Origin of the sequence: Roseobacter sp. HKCCD6576-2 (assembly GCF_013179285.1) — a bacterium.
In the GTDB taxonomy this organism is placed as follows: domain Bacteria; phylum Pseudomonadota; class Alphaproteobacteria; order Rhodobacterales; family Rhodobacteraceae; genus Rhodophyticola; species Rhodophyticola oceani.
Window position 1 is genome coordinate 157,553 of record NZ_WVNW01000005.1, and the last position, 25,380, is coordinate 182,932.

Sequence of the window (25,380 nt, forward strand, 5' to 3'; positions counted from 1 at the left end):
GCCGGGACGTTGCAACGCTCTCGTGGCAACGCGGGCCAAGGATGGCTCCCGAAAGGGCCTGACGCGGCCCGCCGCCCCGCGCGTCAGCGCAATTTGGGAGGCACGTCCGGATCCATCCCCGGTGCCGCGCCCGGAACCTGAAGCGCCACCGGCTCCGGCAAGTCAAACCGCAGCCCAAGCCGCGCCAGCGAGGCGCAAATCGGATCATGGGCCGCGAAAAACCCGACATCCAAACTGCCTGCTTCGATGCCTGAAAAGGTCAGTGCTTCCGCGACGGCCTGGGCTAACCCGGCCTCCGCCTCGGGTGCCGCGCCCACAAATCCCAACAAATGCGCGCGCCGCCCGCTTTCATAGGTCACCCCTGCCAGATAGGCCAATTTGGCCATCCCTTCCGCGCTGGCCAGCTTGGCATCCAAGGCGGTAATCAATGCCTCTGGCAATCCGCGCGGTGCAAATACCTCGTCGGGCCGCTCTTCGGCCTCGCCCGGGGCGTTGGAAAGCGTTTCGGCCAACCAATCGACCGCGTCGGCCTCAATCAGAATCGACGAAGGCGCGACCCCGAGATTGACCCCCAACCCGATCCCTTGCCCCACCAACATCCCCGCCAAGGCGCGCCCTGACAAAGCCGCGTAAGGCGCCGTATCTCCGACGAACTCAGTCAGCCGCTCTTCCAGATCAAAAACCAACACAAAGTCCTGCCCTTCGACGGGAAACACCTGCGGCGTGATCTGATCCCCTTCGGCCTCGCGCTCCAATAACAAGAACAGTTCAGCACTGGCCAAGCGATCATAGAACCGCAGCCGCAACGCATCATCGCCCGGCGCGGCCTCCATCGCCGCATGGGCCTCATCAAGCATCGTCATATCGCCAATATCTCCGCCACGCGGGCCCGCAGCACCGGCAAAAGCTCCGCCTCGAACCAGGGGTTTTTCTTCATCCATCCGGTATTGCGCCAGGACGGGTGCGGCAAGGGGATCACGTCGGGCGCATGGTCGCGCCATCCGGCCACCGTCTCCGTGACGCCGCGCTTGCCGCCCAAGTGCCAGCCTTGGGCATACCCGCCAACCAAGAGGGTCAAAGACACATCTGGCAAATGCGCCAACACCCGCGCACGCCATGTTTCGGCACAAATCTTTGGCGGCGGCAAGTCACTGCCTTTGGCGTTGTAGCCGGGAAAGCAAAACCCCATCGGTACAATCGCCACCCGGCTTTTGTCATAAAACACATCCTCGCCGACGCCCATCCAGTCCCGCAACCGGTCCCCTGATGGGTCAGTGAAGGGCTTGCCCGATAGGTGCACTTTCATCCCCGGTGCTTGGCCAGCAATCAAGACTCGTGCGCCGGGCGCGAACCATACCACCGGGCGCGGCGCGTGACCGGTCTCCGTTGCCGCGAACCGCTCGGCGCAGATTGTGCAGCCCGCCAAATCGGATGTGAGCGCCTGAAAGGACATGGCCAAGACCTAGGGGCACGGCCCGCGAAAGGAAAGACTCGACATCGCTTCTATATTTCTATAAATCTAGAATCATGAAACAAACACCTCTCTCCCCACCCGCCCTCACCCTGGCCGCGACAGCTTTTGCCGCCCTCGGGTCGGAACAACGTTTGGCCATCCTGCGCCGTCTGGTCAGGGCGGGGCCGGAGGGCCTGCCGATGGGGGCTTTGGGCGCAGATGTGGGTGTTGAGGGGTCGGTCCTGACCCACCACCTGAAACAGTTGGTCAGCGCAGGGCTCGTGACTCAGCGCCGCGATGGGCGGCGTATACTCTGCTCGGTCGCCATCCAGCAGATCGAAGACCTCTCCAATTTCCTTCTCTCCGAATGCTGCGCCGACCAAGGCGGCCATCTCAAAGGCGTCACTCATGGCTGATCTGACACAACACCCCTCCCCGATCCGCGACATCTGGGCCCGGATCGACAAAGTGCTTTTGACCGGCCTAGCGATCATCGCCGTGATCTACGCCTTCGACCGGCCCAACACCGTCCCAACAGTGATGGAGACCGGCGAGCATTTCTTCGAGACCTTGCCCTATGTGCTCTTTGCCGTCCTGGCGATTGGCGTGATGAAAGCCTCCGGCTCCGAGCGCCTGCTGGATGGCGCGTTTCAGGGCCGCGAGCTTCGGATGATTGTCTTTGGCGCGCTTGTCGGCGGGCTTTCCCCTTTTTGCTCCTGCCAAGTGATCCCCTTCGTGGCGGCGCTTTTGGCGGCAGGCGCGCCTCTCTCGGCGGTTATGGCCTTTTGGCTGGCCTCGCCGCTGATGGACCCGGCGATGTTCGCGATCACCGCGGGCGGACTCGGGTTTGACTTCGCCATCGCCAAGACCGCCGCCGCAGTGGCCCTTGGCATCGCGGGCGGGTTCGTGGTGATGACCCTCGCGAAATCGCCGATTTTTAACGATCCGCTGAAAGCCAATGGCATCACCGGCGGGTGTTGTAGTGCGAAAAAACTCACCCTGAACTGGACATTCTGGACCGAGGCCTCGCGCCGCGCGGTCTTTGGCGAGGCCGTCTGGTCAAATCTGCTCTTCCTCGGCAAATGGTTGGCCTTGGCCTATCTGCTGCAGGCGCTTTTGATCCATTATGTCCCCGCCGAGTTGATCGCGGGCGTGATTGGCGGCGACGGGCTTGGCCCAATCTTGATTGCCGCCTTTGTGGGTGCCCCGGCTTATCTGAACGGCTACGCCGCTGTGCCGCTGATTGAAGGGCTCCTGACCCAAGGTATGAGCCAGGGTGCGGCGATGGCCTTTGTCATCGCCGGGGGGGTGAGCTGCATCCCCGCTGCCGTCGCGGTCTGGGCGCTCGTCAAACCGCGGGTTTTCGTGGCTTATCTCGGCCTGGCCATCGCAGGCGCAATCCTTGCCGGCATGGCTTGGGGTGCATTCGCCTGATCTCTTGTCTGGTATAGGCGCATCGGCAATCCCTGTGCGTGCACCAACGGCGGCGGAACATGCCCCGGCGCAGAAACGTCGTCACAAGCCATTCGCCGGCCTGCATCGGCCACGCGATCATCGCTCTTTGCCCGATAACCACCCCGAAAATTGTTGCGGAACCTGAAACAAGAGATGTGCGTTGGCCACAGCAACGCGGTAATATACCGAGATTGCGCCATGTTGATGCCACAATACGCGCGCCGGGCTTGGAACAAAGGACGATCACGGCCATAATGGCGCCCAATTGGAACCCTATGGTTAGGCCTGCGCAGCCGACGGGAAAGATGGGCGCGCAGCGACGGCAGATGCAGCAGCGGTGGGGCAAATTTGCTCGAGTTTATCAATGTTTCAAAGTCCTTTTGGACCGGCACACAGCGCAAGGTGATCCTTGATCGCGCCTCGTTTCGGGTCGATTTGGGGTATTCGCTTGGCATTCTGGCCCCGAACGGGACCGGCAAATCGACCGTGATCAACATGATGGCCGGTCTGGAAAAGCCTGATGAGGGCGAGATTGTTCGCGGTAGCAGCATCTCTTTCCCGCTTGGCTTCATGGGCGGCGTGATCACCAAACTGACCGCGACCGAGAACAGCCGATATATCGCACAGCTTTACGGGCTGGACCCCGACTATATCGAAGCTTTCTGCCGCTGGCTCTGTGGCTTGGAAGAATACTTTGACATGCCGATCGGCACCTATTCGTCGGGTATGCGCGCCCGGTTCAACTTCGCGCTGCTGCTGGCGCTCGACTTCGATATCTACTTGATTGATGAGGGCATGCCGCAATCGACCGACCCCGAATTCAACCGTCGTGCAGGTAGCATTCTGGCGGATCGGTTGAAGTCATCGACGGTTGTCATCGTCTCGCATCAGGCCAAAACACTTGAAAAATTTGCCCGTCGGGCGGCTGTGTTGAAAGACGGGCAACTCTATTCCTTCGACACGCTCGAAGAAGCAAAAAGGCTTTATGATTATGAAACCCAAGGGTAAAAAGTTTCGCATCCGCCGCAGCGCTTCTTCGTCGCAAAGCGCCCCAGCCCCGTCGACCGAGACCGAGTTGCTCGGCGAAGTCGACGATGGGTTTGGCGAGGCCCCGTTCCCGGGATCGGCGGCGCATGACCGGCAAGAGGCACCAGCGCAAGACGACACGCCGGAGAGTACGGAAACAGCCGGTGAAATCCCGCTAGAGCAAGAGCTCGCGGCCATTCGACAAGAAGGTTTGACCGGTCGGCAATTACGCATGGCCCGTCGCACGGCGCAAAAGCATGGCCTGCAGCCCGCATCGGATTTTGACGCGGTGCGCTTGTTGCGCCGCCAAGGGATTGACCCCTTTGCTCGAAACAACCTGTTGGAGCTGATCGTCAATGACGAAAATGGCAACGGCGCAGCCGCTGCACAGACCGGCGGCGTAGGGTCCGCAGCAGCCAAAGCGGCGACCAACCTGCCCGCGACCGTCCGTCAACCAAGCGTCCCCGGCCCCGTCGGGGCACCGCTCGACGAAGGCACCCGTGCCGCCGAGATTATGCGGGTACAACGCGATATCGCGGCGCGGCGGCGCAAACGCCTGGCGCTTTTGGCCACGCGGCTGATGTTCTTCGTGCTGCTGCCAACGTTTTTGGTGGGCTATTACTTCTTTGCCGTGGCCACGCCGCTGTTTTCGACCCATTCCGAATTTGTGATTCAGAAATCCGAAGGCGGTGGTGGCTCCGCTGGCGGCGGTCTGGCCGGGATGCTCGGCGGCACTAGCTTTGCCACTGTGCAGGAAAGCATCACCGTTCAAAGCTATCTCGAAAGCCGGGAAGCCATGCTCCGGCTTGATGAAGAACATGGGTTTCGGGCGCATTTCTCTTCGGAGCAGATGGACCCACTGACCCGCCTCGCGCCCGACGCGACAGACGAGGACATGTTTGACACATATCGGCGCAATCTGAGCATCGGCTATGATCCGACGGAGGGATTGATCCGGCTGGAAGTCATTGCGGGCGATGCCCAGACCAGCCAGGCCTTTGCCGCCGCTCTGATCGAGTATGCCGAAGAACGAGTGGATCAGATGAGCCAGCGCGTCCGCGAGGCACAAATGTCCGATGCAAGAAGCAGTTTCGAAGATGCCGAAGAGCGGATGGTGCTCGCACAGCAGCGGGTGATTCAGTTGCAAGAACAACGCGGCGTGTTGAGCGCAGAGGCCGAAGTCAGCGCGGTGTTCTCGCAGATCAACACGTTTGAACTGGAGCTGCAGCAAGAGCGCCTACGTCTCTTGGAACTGCAAAGCAACACGCGCCCGAACCAGACCCGAGTTGAGGTGGCCGAGCGCAACATTGCCCGACTCGAAGCGTTGATCGATGAGCTTAGGGGCGGATTGACTGCCACCGGCACGGGCGAGGTCTCTCTGGCGCGGATTTCATCGGAATTGGTGGTCGCCGAAGCTGATTTGCAGACTAGGCAGTTGATGCTGTCGCAAGCCTTGCAGCAAATGGAAACCGCGCGGCTCGAGGCAAATCGGCAGTCTCTTTACCTGTCGATCGGGGTCTTCCCCGTGGCGCCGGATGAAGCGGCCTATCCCCGCGCATTGGAGAACACGCTTCTTGCGTTCCTGGTCTTTTCTGGCATTTACCTGCTGATATCGATGACGGTTTCCATCCTCCGCGAACAGGTCTCAGCCTAGTCATGAAACATGTAGATATCGGGTCTTTGACCACCGGCAACGACCGTCCACTGACGCTGATTGCCGGTCCCTGCCAATTGGAAAGCGCCGATCATGCGCAGATGATCGCGGGCACCCTCAAAGAGGCCTGTGACAAGGCGGGGGCGCAATACATCTTCAAAGGTTCTTATGACAAAGCCAACCGCACCTCGATCAACGCCAAGCCCGCGCTTGGCATGGATGAGGGCTTAAAGGTTCTACAATCGGTGAAAGAGACGATTGGGGTTCCCGTTCTGACGGATGTGCATGGCCCCGCGCATTGCGCGCCGGTGGCCGAGGTGTGCGACGTCCTTCAGATCCCGGCCTTTCTTTGCCGGCAGACCGAGTTGCTGTTGGCGGCCGGCAAGACCGGCGCCGCGGTCAATGTCAAAAAGGGGCAGTTCCTGGCACCCTGGGATATGCCCAATGTGGTGGCCAAGATCGAAAGCACCGGCAACACGCGCATCCTTCTGACGGAGCGTGGCGTGTCTTTTGGCTATAACACGCTTGTGGTTGATATGCGGGCGCTACCGGAAATGGCCAAGACCGGCTATCCGGTGGTGATGGATGCGACCCATGCCGTGGCGCAGCCCGGCGGGTTGGGCGGCTCCTCCGGTGGTCAACGCGAATTTGCACCAGTCCTGGCACGCTCTGCGGTGGCGCTTGGGATCGGTGCGCTCTTCACGGAAACACATCAAGACCCTGACAATGCCCCCTGCGACGGGCCGAATATGATCCATTTGCACCAAATGCCTCACCTTTTGGATAGTTTGATGCGCTTCGATCGTCTGGCAAAAGCAGAGCCGATCCGTTTGTAACCAGCGAAAGCCACCCGAATGACCAAGCCCTTGCCGACCGTCACCCAAAACAGTTGGGCCTTCCTGCGCGATGCCATGGTTACGCCGACGGGGTTCCGGGAATATGATGCACGGTGGAAGTTTCCAGATGAGATCAACCTGCCCGGCATCACAGCGCTTGGTCTGGGCCTTGGCACGCAGATGTTTGAGGCCGGTATCGAACCCGTTATTGCGGTTGCAAATGACTACCGTGACTACTCGCTTTCGGTCAAAAACGCACTGATCCTTGGCCTGATGCAGGCTGGGGTTCATGTGAAAGACATTGGCCCGGCAGTCAGCCCGATGGCCTATTTCGCACAATTCCACCTCGATACGCCCGCCGTGGCCATGGTGACGGCAAGCCATAATCCGAACGGCTGGACCGGCGTAAAGATGGGCTTTCAACGCCCGTTGACCCACGGGCCCGACGAGATGGGTCGTCTGCGCGACATTGTTCTAAGCGGCGAGGGCGTGGCGCGGCCCGGCGGCGGTTATGAATTTGTCGACGGCGTGCGCGAGGCGTATTTGGACGATCTGGCGGGTGATTTCAAAATGACTCGCAAGCTGCGTGTCGTCTGTGCCACCGGCAATGGCACAGCCTCGGCCTTCGCGCCCGAGTTGTTTGAGCGGATTGGGGTGGAGGTTGTGCCCTCCCATAACCGGCTCGATTACAGCTTCCCGCATTACAACCCGAACCCCGAAGCGATGGAGATGCTCCACGATATGGCCGCTTCGGTCAAAGACTCCGGCGCAGATTTCGCGCTTGGCTTTGATGGCGATGGGGATCGCTGCGGTGTGGTCGACAACGAAGGCGAAGAGATTTTCGCTGATAAGATGGGCGTGATCATGGCCCGCGATTTGGCGAAGATTCACCCCGGCGCGACTTTCGTTGCGGATGTGAAATCCACTGGTCTCTTTGCCTCAGACCCGGAGTTGAAAAAACACGGTGCCAAGGCCGATTACTGGAAGACGGGTCACAGCCATATGAAACGCCGAGTCCATGAACTGGGCGCGCTGGCGGGCTTTGAGAAATCCGGCCATTACTTCCTCGCAGGCCCCATCGGGCGCGGATACGATTGTGGTATGCGGGTTGCGGTTGAGATCTGCAAATTGATGGATCGTAACCCGGATATGTCGATGGCCGATCTGCGCGGGGCCCTGCCGGTGACCTATGCGACTCCAACCATGTCACCCTATTGCGCGGATACCGAGAAATACGAGGTGCTGGAGCGTTTGGTCGACAAACTCGTTGCTCGTCATGCCGAGGGCGGCAGTTTGGGCGGCGTCAAAATCGCCGATGTCGTCACGGTGAACGGCGCGCGGGTGATGCTGGAGAATGGCGGTTGGGGGCTGGTTCGCGCGTCGTCGAACACGCCCAATCTGGTGGTGGTCTGCGAAAGCCCGGAAAGCGAGGCGCAGATGCGGGCGATCTTCGAAGACATTGATGCGGTGATCCGCACCGAGCCTGCCGTCGGGGACTACGACCAGACAATCTGACTTCCCCGCCGCAGGAAATCGGCCTAGACAAGCGGGACATTTCAACAACGCCCGTTTGTCTAATGCGTCTTTTTCTGATCCTCTACCTCGCTGTCGTCCTGCCCTTCATCGCGCTGGCTCAAGACACCGCACAGCAACCCGACGGCGCGATCTCCGTCGAAAGCGACATCCAGCAAGACACCGCGATTGCCACGCGCATCCGCGATATTCTGCGGCAGTTGGAGGGCTATGAAAATGTCAGTGTCTCCGTCGCCGATGGCATCGTTACATTGCGGGGGACTGCCCTTGAGACGGCACAAATCGAAGCGCTGAATGGGCTCGTGGGTCGGGTCGAAGGCGTTGTGGCGATTGAAAACGCTGTCACCGAGACCACCGATGTGGTCGAACGCTTAAACCCCGCCATTGAGCGCATTCAAGCTCGGATCGAGCAGTTCTTGGCCAAACTGCCCTTGATCCTGGTGGCCGTCGCGGCGGGCATCTTGGTCTTGCTTCTCGGCCTCTATTTGGCGCGTCTGAAGAACCCCTGGGATCGGCTCGCGCCAAACGCCTTTATTGCGGATATCTACCGGCAGGTGATCCGTCTGCTCTTCGCGGTCTTGGCGGTTGTGCTAACACTGGATCTGTTGAACGCCACCGCCCTTCTGGGCACGATTTTGGGCGCCGCCGGGATCGTCGGTCTCGCCATCGGGTTTGCCGTGCGCGATATGGTGGAGAACTTCATCGCCTCGATCCTCTTGTCGATCCGTCAACCGTTCCGCCCCAAGGATTTGGTCGAGATCGAGGGCGATATGGGCCATGTGATCCGCCTGACCTCGCGTGCGACGATTCTATTATCGCTCGACGGCAACCATATCCGCATCCCCAACTCGACCGTGTTCCGGGCTCGGATCATCAACTACAGCCGCAATGACGAACGCCGCTTCACCTTCGTCCTCGGGGTCGACCCCAACGCCGATATTGCCGAGGCGCAGCGGATCATCCTGGATGCGTTGAAAGAGCTGCCCTTCCTTTTGGAAAGCCCCGGCCCCGGTGTTTGGGTCAACGAATTGGGCGACAGCACCATCTCCATCACCGGCGCGGGCTGGGTGATGCAGCACAAGACCAGTCTGGGCATGGCCAAGGGCGAGGCGATCCGGATTGCCAAGGCCCGCCTGGAAGAGGCCGGCATTATGCTGCCAGAACCGACCTACCGTTTGATCAGCGACACCACGATCCGGCAAGCGCCGTCGGACACATCCGCCAAGGACACCACAGCACCACCCACCACACCTGCGGAGGTGCAGGACGTCCACGCCGAGGAATCAGAGGCGCTGGAACGGATCGTCGACGCCGAACGGGAGGCATTGGGCGATGACGACCTTTTGGCGCGCGAGGCCCCGCAAGAATAGTCCAGCAAATCTGGTGAATTTTTGCACACCAGGGGCTTGATCCTCCGCCCGTCGCGGCGTAACTAGCGCGTCACAGTTGGGGTGTAGCCAAGCGGTAAGGCAGCGGTTTTTGGTACCGTGTACCGTAGGTTCGAATCCTACCACCCCAGCCACACGCTTCAGGGCATTTATGACCAGTTGGTTTGCCTCGACCTTCCGAAGACAATTCAACGATCTTCTTTCGCTATCGTCGAACTGAGCTGCGACTCGGTCGCTGGAAATACCCAGTTCTTTGCCTTTAGCTCGGCTGCCATTTTCACCGTTTCCCATTTTTGGAGGTTTCCTGTTCAGAGCTGATCTATCGCGAGTTCTGGCAGAACCGTCTCCTGGGATATGGCACACACAAGTTAGTGGCTTCCGCATCAGGGCTTACGATACACTCCCTCGTCCAAGTTCCTTAGTCTGCGCGACACAGCGCTCTTGCAGCGCAACGATCTTGTCGATTTAGAGATGGCAACAGCCCTCTAGCGCATCTGGAACCGCGCACGCTCGGCGAGTCCTAACTGGCTGATGGCCCGGCATGCGGCAGAGATACAGTGATCGGTCGACCAAGGTCGCCATAATCGAATTCGGGCAACACCGCCGACAGCGCCGTCGCCGGTAGAAATGGGGCTGTAACATGCCTCGGCTGTGCCCGTTCGCACGTGAACGTGTTCGAGTCGAGCGCGCTGTGTCAGGCATGGTGCCCTTGTCGATGCAAAACGGTCCGCGCGCCTTGACGTAAATCATGGTGAGATGCCGCTTTGGGCAGCGATATACTGACCCGGAATGACAGCGATCCACCGCCAACCCGTGTATCGGGCCAGCCGGGATGCGTTCACTTGCACTGAGAGTCGATGCAACCGAAAGGGTTTGGCGGTGAAGGATTCGCCCATACGAGACATATCAAACTTGGAACTGGCCCATGCCGTGGATGCCGCGCAGGCATTTGAGGCGCTTGGATCGCAGCAAGCGGGTTTACCAAGGGCAGAGGCCAAGCGCCGGTTGGACGTGTTTGGCCGCAATGAGCCGCCGGCGCGGAAACGGAAGAGCGCTGTTCTGCGGTTTCTTCAGCATTTCAACCATGTGCTGATCTATGTCCTGATCGGGGCCGCCATTGTCACCTTTCTGCTCGGTCACCCGATCGACACCGGCGTCATCCTGGCCGTCGTCGTTGCCACGGCCATCATTGGGTTCGTGCAGGAGGGCCGCGCTGAAAAGGCGATGGAGGCGATCCATGACATGCTTGCGCCGCAGGCCGCCGTGCTGCGCGACGGGCAACGGATCTCTGTCGATAGCGCCGAGGTGGTGCCCGGCGATGTCGTGCTTTTGGAGGCAGGCGACAAACCGCCCGCGGATCTGCGCCTGTTTCAGACCCACGGGCTTCAGGTGCAAGAGGCCATGCTCACAGGCGAATCCGTGGCCGTCGAGAAAGGTGTCGATGCGGTTGCGGCGGAAGCTTCTTTGGGAGACCGGCGCGGCATGGTGTTCGGCGGCACGCTGGTCACAGCGGGTCAGGGGCGTGGCGTCGTCACGGCAACCGCGCACCGGACCGAGATCGGGCGGATCAGCGGGATGCTGTCAGATGTCGAGGAACTGACCACGCCGCTGGTTGAACAGATGAACGCGTTCTCGCGCTGGCTGACGCTGTTTATTCTGGCGGTCGCGGGCGTCTTGCTTGTCTTCGGGTATTTCGTCGCCGGGTACGAGTTCTTCGAGCTGTTCATGGCTGTGGTGGTGCTTGCGGTCTCGGCCATCCCCGAGGGGCTGCCAGCCGTCTTGTCGATCACTTTGGCAATCGGCGTGCAGGCCATGGCCCGGCGGCACGCGATTGTGCGACGCCTGCCCGCCATCGAAACCGTGGGATCGGTCTCGGTGATCTGCACCGACAAGACCGGCACCCTGACCCGCAACGAGATGGTGGTCACCACGGTCGCAACGGCGGGCCGGGTCTTTGAGGTCGATGGCGACGGCTACCACCCAGATGGGCAGGTGTTCCACAATGACCAGCCGGTGAGCCCCGGAGAACACGCCGCGCTGCACGAGTTGGCCACAGCCGCAGCGCTTTGCAACGATGCGGAATTGCAGGAAATCGATGGGGTTTGGACAGTCAGCGGCGACCCGATGGAAGGCGCATTGCTGAGCCTGGCTTCGAAAGCCTGCCACGGGTTGGACGAGATCGGGGAAACATGGTCCCGGCGCGATCTCATTCCCTTTGACTCGCGCCACCGCTTCATGGCGAGCCTTGAGGAAGGCACCGACGATACAGTCGTCGCCTTCGTAAAGGGCGCACCTGAGCAGGTGCTTGCGATGTGCACAACCGAACATGGCGTGGATGGCACAACCACGCCTCTGAATCGCGAACACTGGGCTGTCATCGAAACGGAGTTGGCAGGCCAAGGCCGCCGCGTTCTGGCGTTTGCCAGCCGAAGGATGGACGCAGGCACTGCTGAACTCAGGAACGAGGATATCGACGGCACGCTGACCTTCCTCGGCCTCGTTGGCATCATTGACCCGCCCCGCAGCGAAGCCATCGAGGCCGTCGCCGAATGCCGCGGCGCGGGGATCGCCGTGAAGATGATCACTGGCGATCATGCGGGCACAGCCGCTGCCATCGGGCGGGAGATCGGGCTGGCCCATGGCGGGGCGGTCATCACCGGCGCGCAGATCGACGAGATGGATGATGCAGACCTTGCCAGTCATGTCCTTGACGTCGACATCTTCGCGCGCACCAGCCCTGAGCACAAACTGCGCCTGGTGCGCGCGTTGCAATCCCATGGCCTGTCAGTCGCGATGACGGGGGACGGTGTGAATGACGCCCCGGCCCTGAAACGGGCCGATGTGGGCATTGCCATGGGTCGCAAAGGGTCGGAGGCCGCCAAGGAAGCCGCCGATATCGTTCTGGCAGACGACAACTTCGCCTCCATCGCGGCCGCAGTGCGCGAAGGCCGGACCGTGTTCGACAATATCAAGAAGGTAATCAGCTGGATTCTCCCCACATCCGCAGGCGAGGCCCTGACCATTGTGGCGGCCCTCCTGCTCGGCCTCGCCCTGCCGATCAGCCCGCTGCAGATCCTCTGGGTGAACCTTGTCACCGCCATCACGCTTGGCATCGCGCTGGCCTTCGAACCAACCGAAGAAAACACTATGCACCGCCCACCCCGCGCCCGCGATGCGCCGATCCTGGGCCCAGAGCTTGTCTGGCATATCGTGCTGGTCTCGGGCCTTTTCCTGGCCGGCGTCTTCGGGATCTTCAGCTATGCGCTGAACCAGGGCTATGACATCGCCTTGGCACAGACGCTCTCGCTGAACACGTTGGTGGTGCTGAAAATCTTCCACCTGTTCTTCATCCGGAACATCTATGGCACCTCGCTGACCTGGGAGGCCGTGCGGGGTACACGGGTCGTCTGGCTTTGTGTGATCGCGGTGACCATCCTGCAACTCGCGGTCACCTATCTGCCACCGCTGCAAATCGCGTTCGGCACCGAGAACGTCTCGGTCTTGGATGGGCTGATCATCGTCGGGATCGGCGTCGTGCTGTTCGTTCTGCTCGAACTGGAGAAACAACTGGCACTGACCATCGGCTCCCGACGTCAGCCCGCAACACCCGGTGCGTGAAGTGGACAGAATGTCAAACCTCAAAGGAGGAACCAACCAATGTGACTGGCCCCGAACCCGTTTGACGGTTTGCTGCACCATCGCCGCCGATAACGGCGCGCGCCCAGCACAGTCACGGGCCGTCCCCGCTAACCCATGCAGTACGGTCGGTTTTCCGACGTAACTCCTATAGATCCCGACAAAGGAGGCCTCATGCCCGTTCAATCCCTCCGCTCTTTCGCCTCTGGCGCGTACAATGGCCTGTTCGGCGGTGCCACGGCCTGCGTCATCCTGATAGGTGCCGCCCTATCCTCCGCCGATGCGCAACCCCTTCAGGAGGCCGCAGCTGGCATCGTCGGTGAGGAGCGTCACGCCGCCGATGCGCCGGCCCTCTCCGCGATCCTTCTGCGCGATGGGCAGATATTGGCGCATGTTGTGGACGGGCATGCTGACCCCGCGATGGGCATCGACGCGAGCCTTGATACGGGTTTCCCGGCGGGGTCGGTGACCAAGATCCTCACCGCCGCGCTTGTGATGACCGAAGTCGATGCCGGTCGACTGGATCTCGACGCACCCATTGCTGAGCATATCCCGGCTGATTTGCGCCCCATGGATGCGGATGGGGCTGAGGTCGAGGTGACACTGCGCCAGCTTCTGTCGCACAGTTCCGGCCTGCCGGTGACTTGGGACGGCTTTCCACCCTATCCGCCGGTCGAGAGCCGGGAGGCCTATATCGCCGCATCGCGGACCATCGTGCATCCGCCGGGCGACCGGCTGGTTTATTCCAATGTCGGGTTCGTTCTCGCCGGAGAGGTTGCGGCAGCCTCCGCCGGGATGACCTTTGAGGACTTGGCGCAAGATCGGTTGCTCACGCCGCTCGGCATGACACAATCCTCTCTTGGCCGAGCGGAGGACTATGACGGCCCGCTTGCGGCCGGTCATGCACGTGCTGGCGACATGCTGGAACCGGAACCGCATCTTGATCTGACGGCGCTTGCCGCCGCTGGAAGCCTGCTGACGACTCCGGGGGATCTCGCGCGTCTGGCAACCATGTTCCTCAACGATGGTGTCTTCGAAGGCCGCAGAATTCTGAGCGCGGCAGCGGTTGATGAGATGATGACCATGCAAGCGCGTGCCCATCCCGATCTCGATGAAGGGTTCGGGCTTGGCTTCGGTGTCCGGATGGGGGAGGCCGGTCGCAAGGTCTGGTGGGATGGCACGACGACCTGGGGGGCCGCCCATTTCGCGCTGTACCCGGACTCCGGCACCGCCGTCATCGCAATGACGAATGTGGCCGACAATCATCCGACATCGGTGTCTGGGCGCAGGTTACTTGAGCTTGCTATACCCGACCTTGCAGCCGGACCGCCGCCTGACATTCCCATAGATGAGGGGATCGACGGGTATTATCTCGCGATCGATCTGGTGGATCCCGATCTATGGTTCTTCGCCTATGCAATGCCGTTGAGAGTGCAGTCCGACGCAGGGTCGGCCCGCCTTACGTCCGGGCTTACCGATCCGTTAACGCTGATCCCCTCCGCACCGCAGCGGTTTCGCGTCAACGGCGGCATTCTCGATGGGGCCACAGCCCTCGCGACAGGGGATCTGCTGCAGGTCGGCCTCGTGCGGGCTGAGCGCCTGCCGGCCCTTCTGACTCCGCCGGCGCTTATGACCTATGCTGGTGCGCTGGTCCTGGCGGTGCTGTTCGGCCTCTGGCTTGGCATTCGCGCGGTTTGGCGTCGTTTCCGCCGCGCGTGCGCAAATTGAAGTCAGGGGCGATGGCCGATCGACGCGTATCGCAGTGATTTCGGCATAGGCGCGGAAGCATTGCTTTCCTGAACCGGTCGAACTGGCCCGGCTCTTGCTGATCCAATGCGAGGAGGTCAGCCAATATCGAGTGCGCCAGTCCGCTCAGCCCACACTGTCATGTCATGTGCTCCTCAAGCGATACAACTCAATGCGGTTGTGCCACACCAGACCCTGCACAATACACGGGCTCAACCAATTGACATCCGACACGTAGGCGCAACCTGCGCGTCGGTTGCTACGAAAGGTTTGACCGGAAATCAGGCCGTCGCGAGTTCCTGAATACACGCGCATGAAAAATCATGTTCTGACCCAGCTATAAGTCCGTCGGGTGGATTGAGGTGGTCTATGGAAAGTCATCTATGAACTTCGCAATGCGCCCAGCACGTCGCCTGCGGACCCAGAAAGAACTCAGGTCACCGCTGCCTTCAATGCAACAAGCTTGTTATTCAAATGGGCCTTTAACAAGGTGCTCAGGCGTGGTCCGTCGCGGTTTTCCACCGCCTCCATTATGCCGCGATGTTCTTCGACGGCTTGGGCCCAGCGGCTGTCCGAGACATTAGCCAAGAGACGGGCACGCTCCACCCGCGAGGACAACATCGCGTAGTGCTGCGCCAGGACCGGATTGCGAGCCGCAGCCATGAGGGCGGCGTGGATGTCGTGATTGGCCTGAAAATAGGCCGGCCTATCGCCAGCGTCATAGTGGCGGAACATATCGCGATGGCGGGCCACAATCTGGGCCATTTCGTCATCACTCGCCCGTTCGCAGGCCAACTCGCCTGCGAGACCTTCCAGAACCGCAATCACCGGAAAGGCGGCTTCGAGCTCTTCCATCGTCACGTTGGAAATCCGCGCGCCCCGGTTCGACTCGAGGATGACCAGCCCCTCATTGGCCAGCACTTTTAATGCTTCGCGCAACGGGGTGCGGGACACGCCGAGATTTTCGCACAACTCCCTCTCTGGCACCTTTGCGCCAGGTTCGAGTGAGCCCTCGACAATGGCTTGCCGCAAGCGGGTCACAAGCTCTTCATGAAGCGACGGCCGAGCGAGCGGGGTCGACAGGTTCATACTATTGGCCTCCCTCTGCCAGAGCCATTTCAAGCACGCGCGCGACGTGGATGGCCGTGCGGTTTGCTCCATCGGCGATCTGATGCCGGCAAGACGTGCCATCGGCGACAATCAGTGTGTCGTCAGATGCTTGTCGTACAGCCGGCAGCAGATCGGCCTCAGCCATCTTTAGCGATACGTTTATCGTATCGCGACCATAGCCGAAAGCCCCGGCCATGCCACAACAGCTGGTCTCGACCACCTCCACTTCGGCCTCGGGAATCTTGCCAAGTGCCGCCTGCACATCCGGCATCACTTGGTGCGCTTTCTGATGACAATGCCCGTGCAGCAGGATTTTCTGACCCAAAGGTCGCAGTGGCAGGTCAACCTCATGCTTGACCAGATACTCCTCCAGCAGGAATGCCTGAGCGGCGACTGTCTCCGCCCGCCCGTCTGTGATCAGCGCCGGAATCTCGTCGCGCAGGGTGAGGAGCGAAGACGGTTCCAACCCGACAATAGGAACACCAGCCTCGGCATGGGGCAGAAGCGCGGCAACCAAACGCTCGGCCTCAATGCGGGCCTCTTCCACAAGGCCGACCGACAGAAGCGTCCGACCGCAATCCAGAGGGCGACCGCCATCAATCGGCGTCGCGACCTTCACCTTTAGACCCGCCGCTTGTAGCACCCGGCCCGCCGCGCGCAGGTTTTCCGGTTCGAAATAACGGTTGAACGCGTCCGCGAAGAGGATGACATCGGGGTTCGGATCGGCGAACTCCGCGTCGCGGAACCGGTTGGCCGACCAGGTCGGTAAGTCGCGGGCGGCTGCAAATCCGGTTATCCCCTCGGTCAGTTTCGCCAGGCCCGGTATGCGATTGCGCAGATTCATCAGCCACGGCACGCGCGCCGCCCAGGGGGCATAGTGGGGCATGTAGCCCACCAAACGGTCATGCAGGCTCAGCCCGTGCTTCTCCACCCGCGCTGCCAAAACTTCGGTCTTCATCCGCGCCATATCAACGCCGGTCGGACATTCGCGTTTGCAGGCCTTGCAGGACACGCAAAGCTTCATCGTTTCCGCCATCGCATCGGATGTCAGGGCGTCCGGCCCAAGCTGCCCCGAGATCGCTAGACGCAGGCTGTTGGCGCGACCGCGCGTGACGTCCCGTTCGTTCCGGGTCACACGATAGGAGGGGCACATGGCCCCGCCCTTCAGCTTACGGCAAGCGCCATTGTTGTTGCACATCTCGACGGCGCCTTGGAAACCACCACCGGCGCCGGTCCAGGCGGACCAGTCGAAGGCTGTCTTCAGGGCGGGGACGGTGTAGTCGGCGCTATAGCGGAACAGGCTGCGGTCATCCATTTTGGGCGGATCGACGATCTTGCCCGGGTTCAACACCCCATCCGGGTCAAACCGCTGTTTCACATCGCGGAAGAGATCGGTGATCTCGGTCCCGTACATGCGTTCGTGAAACTCCGAGCGAACGATCCCGTCGCCATGCTCACCCGAATGCGACCCTTTGTATTCGGCAATCAGCGCAAAGGCTTCTTCGGCGATGGACCGCATTTTCTTCACATCGTCTTCCAGCTTGAGGTTCAGGACCGGTCGCACATGTAAGCACCCGACAGACGCATGCGCGTACCAGGTGCCTTGGGTCCCGTGACGTTCAAAGACCTCGGTCAGCCGTGCGGTGTAATCGGCCAGGTCAGTCAATTCGACGGCGCAATCCTCGACGAAGGAGACGGGTTTGCCGTCCTGCTTCATCGACATCATGATGTTGAGGCCGGATTTGCGCACCTCTGCAATCTGGCCTTGCAGGCGTTGGTCAGTGATCGGCTTCACACCGCCCCAGTTGCGGCCTTCGCCACTCCAGGAGAACCCAAGGTCGCCCATCCGCTCGGTGATCTCGGCCAGTTTGCGGGCATTGGCTTCGGCCGAGCCTTCGTCAAACTCCACAAGCAACAGCGCGGCGGGATCACCCTCAACAAAGGCCTCGATCGTGCGCCGGAAGAGCGGGATTTGCCGCGACAGGCCGATCATCGTGTTGTCGACCAGCTCCACGGAGAGCGGGTTTAACGCCACCAGATGCTGGGTTGCATCCATTGCTTGATAGAAGCTGGGAAAATGGCAAACCGCCAGAACACGTTCCCCCACCAGCGGCCAGAGCTTCAACTCAATGGCCGTAAAATAGGCCAGCGTTCCTTCGGAGCCGACCAAAAGATGCGAGAGGTTTATCGGCGCATCTCCTGGCACCAGGGCGTCAAGATTGTAGCCACCAACCCGGCGGTTCAATTTGGGAAAGCGCGTATCGATCAGATCGCCATGGGCCGCGCCGAGCCGGAGCACATCGTCCACAATCGCTTGCGCGGGATGGTTCGACAGTGCACCGCCCGGTACCTCACCAAATCGCGCCTCGGTGCCATCGGCCAGGATCGCATCAATGGCGCGAACGTTTGAGCGCATGGTGCCATAACGCAGAGATCGCCCGCCGCAGGAGTTGTTGGCCGCCATGCCGCCGATGGTCGCCCGCGAGGCCGTGGAGACATCGACGGGGAACCACAAGCCATGGGGTTTTAGCGCGCGGTTCAAATCGTCCAGCACAACGCCTGGTTCAACGATGGCCCGACGCCCCTCGACGTCAATCTCGAGAATGCGGTTGAAATGCTTGGAGTTGTCGAGGATCAGCCCTGAATTGACCGTCTGACCACATTGGGACGTGCCGCCGCCGCGACCGGTCACGGGCAGGCCAGCCGCGCGCGCGGCGGCGAGGGCGGCCGAAACATCGTCTTTGGAGCGGGGAATCGCCACAGCCGAGGGCATGATCTGGTAGATCGAGGCATCCGTCGAATAACGCCCTCTAGAAAAGGCATCTTCGAGGATTTCCCCTGAAAACCGGCCCTTTAGCATATCTAGCGGCATGTTTTTCTCCTCCCCAGTACGGTGGCTTGACAGCTCATCTTTTCAAATTGTATTCATAATTCAAGATTATGCATTCGGCAATACATGTGACTGTGTTTGAACCGGATCAATGTGGAGGATTATCAATGACATCGAGAAATGCCGGTCGGCACTTTCTGCAAATTCCCGGTCCAAGTGCGGTGCCTGACCGTATTTTGCGGGCGATCAGCGCGCAAACGATCGACCATCGCGGCCCGGATTTTGCGGCGGTGGGGCAGGCTGCGCTCGACGGCATGAAGTCGATCTTCAGGACTGAGGCTGGGCAGGTCATTATCTATCCCGCGTCCGGCACCGGCGCTTGGGAAGCGGCACTGATCAATACACTCTCTGAGGGCGATCGGGTGCTGATGTATGAGACCGGCCATTTCTCGACACTCTGGATGAAGATGGCGGAACGGCTTGGCCTGGCGCCGGAATTCATTGCGGGCGATTGGCGCGGCGGGGCAGATCCCGAAGCCATCGCGGCCCGGCTCCGCGAGGATAAAGCCCACGAGATCAAGGCGGTCTGTGTGGTGCATAACGAGACGTCCACCGGGTCGGTGTCGCCGGTCGCCGAAGTCCGCAGCGCGATGGATGCCGTGGGTCATCCGGCACTTTTGATGGTCGACTCTATCTCGGGCCTGGCCTCGGTCGATTTCCGGTTCGATGAATGGGGCGTGGATGTCTGCGTCTCGGGCTCGCAAAAGGGTCTGATGCTGCCGCCGGGGATTTCGTTCAACTGCGTCAGTCCAAAGGCGATGGAGCTGTCACGCACGGGTGGGATGCGCCGGTCCTACTGGGACTGGCAGGACATGACCGGCCCGAACGCAACCGGATACTTCCCCTACACACCCGCCACCAACATGCTTTACGGCCTAAACGAAGCGGTCGCGATGCTGCATGAAGAGGGGCTGGAGAATGTCTTTGCCCGTCATGCCCGCCACGGTCGTGCCACCCGCGCCGCCGTGCGGGCCTGGGGTCTTGAGGTGCTCTGCCGACAGCAGGGGCAGGAAAGCGGTGTTCTGACCGCGGTGATGATGCCCGAGGGCCATAGCGCCGATGCGTTCCGGGCAACCGTTTTGAAGAACTTCGACATCTCGCTTGGCAATGGCCTGTCGAAAGTGGCTGACCGCGTCTTCCGCATCGGGCATCTGGGCGATTTCAACGATGCGATGCTCATGGGCACGTTATCGGGGATCGAAATGGGCCTGTCGAAAGCAGGTATCCCGCATTTGAGCGGCGGCGCGGCAGCGGCGATGGCGGTCCTGGAGGAGGACCTTCCACGCAACCTCGCCGCGGAGTGACGATCTAAGGGGCGCGCCATCTCGTGTGGCACCGGGGCGCCCTCTCAAACACATGCCGCACATCCCTGACAGATTTCTTGGAGGAGAGAATATGTTGTCCCTGAAAACCGCCACCGTTGCTGCCTTTGTGGCCGGTACTGTTCTAGCGGCGCCCGCCGCGATGGCGCAGGACTATCCGTCCCGCACAATTGAGGTCATCCATTCCTATGGCCCCGGCGGCGGCACTGACCGGTTCATCCGCGCCGTCGGCGTGCCCTTCGAAGAGATCGCCGGCCAGTCGATGGTGCCGATTTCAATCCAAGGCGGGGGCGGCATGCCGGCCTATGCCAACTTCCAGCAGCGTCGCGTTGATGGCTACACGCTGATGGCCATCAGCCCCGATCAGATCATCGCCCATGTGCTGGGCCGGATCGAGATGGACTCGTTCCAGCCGCTGGCGCGAGTGCAATATGATCAGGGTATGATCCTGGTCCCGGCCTCTAGCCCGTTCCAAACAATCCAAGAGTTCATGGAGCATGCCCGTGAAAACCCAGGTGAGTTGAACGTTGGGATCACCAACGCCGCAGGGTTCGACGACACCGTCATGGGTCTTTGGAACATCGAAACCGGGGCTGAGGTCACAACCGTTCCTTTCGGCTCGTCCGAGATGGTGTCGAACACGCTTGGCGGCCAGGTCGATGCCATGCATGAGGAATACGGCCCCGCCCGTGGCCTGATCGACTCCGGCGACATGCGTCCGCTGGTCGTCTTCTCCGACGAGCGCCTGCCGGTGCTGCCCGATGTGCCGACGGCCGTTGAACTCGGCTATGACGTGACGCTTGGACGCTGGCGGGCCTTCGCGATGCCAGCGGATGCGGATCCGGCCCAGGTCGACACGCTCTTTGGTCTGGTTTCCGAGGCTGTTGCGTCCGATTCATACCAGGAAGTGCAGGAGCAAGCGGCGCTTCAATATCGCTCGGAACTGCTTGGCCCGGAGGAGTTCCAGGCGTTCATCGACAGTGAGATCGAGGTCTACACCCGCGTGCTTGACGCGCTTGGTCTGACCGACTGATCCTTTCGCCCGTCGCGCCCTCGGCCTGGAATGGCTGGTTGCGCGACGGGCCACCAGAATATCCCGAGGAATGGAACCATGGCCCATCGTTTGCTTGATCTGGCCTTTGCCAGCCTTCTGTTCGGTCTTTCGATCTTCCTGTGGTTTGTCGCGGACGGCTTCCCTGAATCGCGCCGCTTTGCCCAAGCCGATGCTGATTTCTGGCCCAAGATCATCTTTGCAACCATGGCGCTGATCACCGGGATCATCGCAGTCCGCACCGTGCTCAACCTGCGCAAGGACCGCGCGCAGATGGCCGGGGCCTTCACGATCCCGCCTCAGTTCCGGGTTGCGACGGTGCGCGTCGGCGCGATGGGCGTATTGATCCTGACCTATTTCGTGGCGTTTCAGCACGTGGGCTTCATCCTTGCCACCTTCGCGTTTCTCATCCTTGCGAGCTTTGTCATTCCTTACAAAAACAACTTGGCGCGGGTGATCTTCGCGGCCTGTTTCACGGTGGTCCTGGTCCTGTTCTTCACGCAGGCGCTTGAGTTGCCGCTGCCCCGGGGAACCGGAGTTTTCTATGATCTGAACGTGCTGTTCTACTGAGCCCTGGAAGGACCCCTCATCATGTTGGAAGCATATGGTTCAGCGCTTGCGTATCTGTTCGGCAACCCATCCTCCTTTCTGCTGATCATCTTCTCGGTGATCTGGGGCATCGCCTTTGGGTCGGTTCCTGGTCTCACCGGGATCGTGGGTGTGGCCCTTCTGATCCCGTTCACCTTCGTCTTCGATCCCACCGCCGGTCTGCTTTTGCTGTCAGGGGTCTATGTGGGGTCCACATTCGGTGGGTCGATCTCAGCCATTCTGTTCAACACACCCGGCAGTCCCGAAGCCGCCTGTACAGCGCTTGACGGCTATCCGATGGCCAAGAAAGGGCAGGCGGGCAAGGCCCTTGGCATCGCGCTCGCCTCTTCGGCCATTGGCGGCATTTTCGGAACCATCGTGTTGATGCTCCTGGCGCCACCTATGGCGCAGTTTGCGCTGAATTTCGGGCCGCCCGAGTATTTCGCGCTGGCCGTTCTTGGCATCACAGCGATCTCGGCCATCGGCGGTGGATCGGTCTTGAAAGGGCTTGTGGCGGGGCTTCTGGGTCTTGGCATTGCAACGGTCGGTCTTGATCCGATCACCGGGACCGAGCGCTATACGTTTGGCAATCTCTCTTTGCTGACCGGCATCAGCTTCGTACCCGCCATTATCGGCACCTTCGCGTTGGCCGAAGTTCTGCAACGGGCCGGCGAACGGACATCTACGGCTGATGTCATCACCGACGTCTCCACCAAGCTGCCAAGCATGAAGGAGTTCCTAGCGACACGGTTCACACTCCTGCGCTCCTCGTCGATTGGGGCCTTTATTGGCGCGCTGCCAGGCGTCGGCGCGACAACGGCGGCCTTCATCAGCTATTCGGAAGCCGTGCGGTGGTCCAAACGGCCACAGGATTTCGGCACCGGAGTGGCCGAAGGCATTGCCGCGCCGGAATCGGCCAACAACTCTGCTGTTGGCGGTTCCATGATCCCGCTTCTGGCCCTTGGAATCCCGGGCAGCGCCACAACCGCCGTGATGCTTGGGGGGCTAACGATCCATGGCATCATCCCCGGCCCGTTGCTGATGGAGACCAATACGCAGCTCGTCTACACAGTGTTCATCGGCATGTTTGTCGCCAACATCCTGATGCTGATTTTCGGCATCCGCGCCGCGCGCTATTTCGCGCTGGTGCTTAAAGCACCCTACGCGTTGGTCGGCCCCGCGATTGTTGTGCTCTGCATGACCGGGGTCTATGCGCTGAACTCCAACATCGTCGACGTTGGTGTGATGCTCGCAATGGGGGCCTTTGGTTTCCTGCTGCGGAAGCTCAAATACCCTATCGCGTCCTTTGTGATCGGATTGGTGCTTGGCCCCATCGCTGAGCGCAGCCTCCGCCAAGGCCTGGTGATCAGCGACTACGACTACTGGGACTTCGCCTCCCGCCCGATCACCGCCGTTCTGCTGATCGGCAGCTTGGCATCGCTGATCTACGGGTTTTATGGTCAGTGGAAACGGCACCAAATTGCACAAGCCGCAAAGCTGAGCAGGGGCCAAAGCGCATGAGCTCGCTCAGAACTCGCGCGGCTTGCGAAACCAATGTGCCCTTGGACAAGCTTCACCGTCGAGACAGACGGGCGCTTGCCGTGCGGCCAGCCCTATGCTGATTGAGAACGCATGACTAGTCCCGCGTCCAGAGGCAATCAATTCGACGCGCCAAGTCAAAGGTCACTGGGCCCCTGAACGGGCTGGAATACCTTATCCCTCATCGCTCCGCGACGGTGGCGGGACATAGCTGCCAAAATCCAGCAACCGATCCTCGAACTCGGCGATGCGACCTGCGGCAGATCCGTTCTGGGTGATCATCTGGGCAATGATCGCTTCGACCAAGGCAAATCCCGCGCCTTGCGACGGCAAAGGCTGCGGGCCGTCCATTGGCAGGCAGAACACGATGTCCGCCTCTCTCGCGATGGGAGAGGTGTAGCTATCCGTGATCGCGATGATCCGTGCCGAGCGCGACAAGGCCGAAGCATGGGCGCGGACAACCTCGGCCGAGTAGAGCGAAAAGGTGATGAGGACGATCACATCCTCCGGGCCAGTTTCGGTCAGAACATCGGCGATGCTGCCCGGCTCGGCCAAAGGGCGTGCGAAATTCGGAAAGGCCATCCGCCCCGAATACGACATGTAGTGCGCCAAGGAAAAACAACTCCGGACACCGACGCAATAGATGCGCCGCGCGCCTGCCAACATCTCGGCGGCTTGGCCGATTCGCGCGACATTCTGCGCCGAGAACAGCGTGTCGAGATTGTGCTGCGCGGAGGCGCGGACCTTTTCAACCACCCCTGCCCCCGCGCCGGATCGGAGTTTAGCCGCCCGAGAGCCATACAAGCCGCGCTGCTGTCTAAGCGCCGACTGGAAGGCTTCGCGACAGGGTTCAAAGCCGGAAAACCCAAGAGCCAGGGACAGGCGATAGACCGTGTTCACATTCACGCCGGCCCGGTTTGCAAGGGCTCTGACAGAGTGAAAGGCCATTTCCTGCGGATGCTCCAGCGCCCAAGCGGCAAACCCGGAAATCGCCGGGGAGGCCGCATGCACCAACTCCGCCAGCGCCTGGCTGAGATCATCGAGCGTTTCATATTTCGGCGTCAGGCGCGGCGTCATATGAAACAAATGACCCAAGTGCTTGACTATTTTCAACGATTTGTTTCATCGTCTCTCATCCGTGTTTCAGATAGCTCAACAGGGAGAGAGTTCATGAACAAACATTTGGTTGGCGCGCTGGTCGCGGCCACAACCGCCTTGGGTGCAAGCGCAGCCACGGCTCAGGATCAGACCTTCGTCGCCATCGGCACCGGCGGCGTCACCGGGGTGTATTACCCGACTGGCGGCGCGATTTGCCGTCTGGTGAACCGCAACCGGGCCGAGCATGGCATCCGCTGCGGCGTGGAGTCGACCGGTGGGTCCGTCTTCAACATCAACGCCATCCGTGGCGGCGAGTTGGAGTTTGGTGTGGCGCAGTCCGATTGGCAGTTCCATGCGTTCAACGGCACCTCGCGGTTTGAGGAAACGGGCGCATTTGAAGGTCTGCGGGCCGTCTTCTCAGTCCACCCGGAGCCCTTCACCGTTGTGGCTCGCGCAGATGCTGGCATCGAAACTTTCGAAGATCTGCAAGGCATGCGCGTCAATGTTGGCAACCCCGGTTCGGGTCAGCGCGGCACAATGGAAGTGCTGATGGCCGCCATGGGCTGGACGATGGATGATTTCGCTGTTGCCTCCGAATTGCAGGCGGCGGAGCAAAGCCAAGCGCTGTGCGACAACAACATCGATGCGATGATCTACACCGTTGGCCACCCGTCCGGCTCGATCCAGGAGGCGACCACGGCCTGTGACTCGGTTCTGGTGACGGTCGACAACGACGCGGTCGCGCAGCTTGTGGCTGACAACTCGTTCTATCGCACGGCGACCATTCCGGGCGGCATGTATCGCGGCAATGATAATGACACGATGACCTTCGGGGTCGGCGCAACCTTCGTCACCTCGGCCGATGTCTCCGAAGATGTGGTCTATGAAGTGGTCAGCGCGGTGTTCGAAAACATCGACCAATTCCGCAGCCTTCACCCGGCTTTCGCCAATCTCGACCCGGCGGAAATGGCCAATGACGGTCTTTCCGCGCCGCTGCACCCAGGTGCCGAGCGGTATTTCCGCGAAGCTGGCCTGATCGAGTGATCGGACCCAGG

The 25,380-nt window shown here is 60.9% G+C and carries 19 protein-coding genes and 1 tRNA gene; 15 read left to right on the plus strand and 5 right to left on the minus strand.

The genetic code is table 11. The features are described from left to right. Positions 1–83: 83 nt before the first annotated feature. Entirely contained in the window at positions 84–872 is a 789-nt protein-coding gene (locus GTF44_RS17335; RefSeq protein WP_171561539.1) for an SseB family protein, read from the minus strand. Continuing rightward, the gene (locus GTF44_RS17340; RefSeq protein ID WP_171561392.1) at positions 860–1,453 is read right to left on the minus strand and encodes a uracil-DNA glycosylase family protein; all 594 of its coding nucleotides are present in this window, start codon (positions 1,451–1,453) and stop codon (positions 860–862) included. Before GTF44_RS17340 ends, GTF44_RS17335 begins: the two co-directional genes overlap by 13 nt. A gap of 74 nt (positions 1,454–1,527) precedes the next feature. Here GTF44_RS17340 and GTF44_RS17345 point away from each other — a divergent pair, with 74 nt between their 5' ends. The 10 genes from GTF44_RS17345 (at position 1,528) to GTF44_RS17390 (ending at position 14,709) form a co-directional block, all read left to right on the plus strand. Continuing rightward, entirely contained in the window at positions 1,528–1,869 is a 342-nt protein-coding gene (locus GTF44_RS17345; RefSeq protein ID WP_171561393.1) for a helix-turn-helix transcriptional regulator, read from the plus strand. After that, a complete protein-coding gene (locus tag GTF44_RS17350; protein ID WP_171561395.1) occupies positions 1,862–2,887 on the plus strand; it encodes a permease in 1,026 nt (341 codons plus the stop codon). Before GTF44_RS17345 ends, GTF44_RS17350 begins: the two co-directional genes overlap by 8 nt. 369 nt (positions 2,888–3,256) lie before the next feature. Continuing rightward, complete coding sequence (locus GTF44_RS17355; RefSeq protein WP_145215225.1) at positions 3,257–3,916, plus strand: ABC transporter ATP-binding protein; 660 nt, start codon at positions 3,257–3,259, stop codon at positions 3,914–3,916. Next, the gene (locus GTF44_RS17360) at positions 3,894–5,588 is read left to right on the plus strand and encodes a capsule biosynthesis protein (RefSeq protein WP_171561397.1); all 1,695 of its coding nucleotides are present in this window, start codon (positions 3,894–3,896) and stop codon (positions 5,586–5,588) included. Before GTF44_RS17355 ends, GTF44_RS17360 begins: the two co-directional genes overlap by 23 nt. A gap of 2 nt (positions 5,589–5,590) precedes the next feature. Further along, positions 5,591–6,424 (plus strand): 3-deoxy-8-phosphooctulonate synthase, encoded by an 834-nt coding sequence (kdsA, locus tag GTF44_RS17365; protein WP_171561399.1) that lies wholly within the window; start codon positions 5,591–5,593, stop codon positions 6,422–6,424. Between the two features lie 18 nt (positions 6,425–6,442). Further along, positions 6,443–7,939: a phosphomannomutase/phosphoglucomutase gene (locus tag GTF44_RS17370; RefSeq protein WP_171561400.1), complete on the plus strand. Its 1,497-nt coding sequence runs from the start codon at positions 6,443–6,445 to the stop codon at positions 7,937–7,939. Between the two features lie 62 nt (positions 7,940–8,001). After that, positions 8,002–9,327, plus strand: coding sequence for a mechanosensitive ion channel family protein (locus GTF44_RS17375; protein ID WP_171561402.1), 1,326 nt, complete (start codon positions 8,002–8,004; stop codon positions 9,325–9,327). A 77-nt stretch (positions 9,328–9,404) separates the two neighbouring features. Further along, positions 9,405–9,479 (plus strand) — tRNA-Gln (locus GTF44_RS17380). Positions 9,480–10,224: 745 nt separating this feature from the next. After that, positions 10,225–12,963, plus strand: coding sequence for a cation-transporting P-type ATPase (locus tag GTF44_RS17385; RefSeq protein WP_367383403.1), 2,739 nt, complete (start codon positions 10,225–10,227; stop codon positions 12,961–12,963). Positions 12,964–13,155: 192 nt separating this feature from the next. Then, entirely contained in the window at positions 13,156–14,709 is a 1,554-nt protein-coding gene (locus GTF44_RS17390) for a serine hydrolase (RefSeq protein WP_171561406.1), read from the plus strand. A 450-nt stretch (positions 14,710–15,159) separates the two neighbouring features. On the opposite strand, the gene GTF44_RS17395 is transcribed toward GTF44_RS17390, so the two are convergent. Then, positions 15,160–15,816, minus strand: coding sequence for a GntR family transcriptional regulator (locus tag GTF44_RS17395; RefSeq protein WP_171561407.1), 657 nt, complete (start codon positions 15,814–15,816; stop codon positions 15,160–15,162). A gap of 1 nt (position 15,817) precedes the next feature. Then, positions 15,818–18,709 (minus strand): FAD-binding and (Fe-S)-binding domain-containing protein, encoded by a 2,892-nt coding sequence (locus GTF44_RS17400; protein WP_171561409.1) that lies wholly within the window; start codon positions 18,707–18,709, stop codon positions 15,818–15,820. 125 nt (positions 18,710–18,834) lie between these two features. On the opposite strand from GTF44_RS17400, the gene GTF44_RS17405 reads away from it, so the two are divergent. The 4 genes from GTF44_RS17405 (at position 18,835) to GTF44_RS17420 (ending at position 23,209) form a co-directional block, all read left to right on the plus strand. Further along, a complete protein-coding gene (locus GTF44_RS17405) occupies positions 18,835–20,031 on the plus strand; it encodes an alanine--glyoxylate aminotransferase family protein (protein WP_171561411.1) in 1,197 nt (398 codons plus the stop codon). Positions 20,032–20,122: 91 nt separating this feature from the next. Beyond that, positions 20,123–21,082 (plus strand): tripartite tricarboxylate transporter substrate binding protein, encoded by a 960-nt coding sequence (locus GTF44_RS17410; RefSeq protein WP_171561412.1) that lies wholly within the window; start codon positions 20,123–20,125, stop codon positions 21,080–21,082. Positions 21,083–21,160: 78 nt separating this feature from the next. Further along, a complete protein-coding gene (locus GTF44_RS17415; protein ID WP_171561414.1) occupies positions 21,161–21,670 on the plus strand; it encodes a tripartite tricarboxylate transporter TctB family protein in 510 nt (169 codons plus the stop codon). A 21-nt stretch (positions 21,671–21,691) separates the two neighbouring features. Then, positions 21,692–23,209: a tripartite tricarboxylate transporter permease gene (locus tag GTF44_RS17420; protein ID WP_171561416.1), complete on the plus strand. Its 1,518-nt coding sequence runs from the start codon at positions 21,692–21,694 to the stop codon at positions 23,207–23,209. 192 nt (positions 23,210–23,401) lie between these two features. On the opposite strand, the gene GTF44_RS17425 is transcribed toward GTF44_RS17420, so the two are convergent. Continuing rightward, positions 23,402–24,304 carry a MurR/RpiR family transcriptional regulator gene (locus tag GTF44_RS17425; protein ID WP_171561418.1) on the minus strand — a complete coding sequence of 301 codons (903 nt, stop codon included), beginning with the start codon at positions 24,302–24,304 and terminating at the stop codon, positions 23,402–23,404. A 93-nt stretch (positions 24,305–24,397) separates the two neighbouring features. Here GTF44_RS17425 and GTF44_RS17430 point away from each other — a divergent pair, with 93 nt between their 5' ends. Next, complete coding sequence (locus tag GTF44_RS17430; RefSeq protein WP_145215192.1) at positions 24,398–25,369, plus strand: TAXI family TRAP transporter solute-binding subunit; 972 nt, start codon at positions 24,398–24,400, stop codon at positions 25,367–25,369. Positions 25,370–25,380 lie beyond the last annotated feature (11 nt).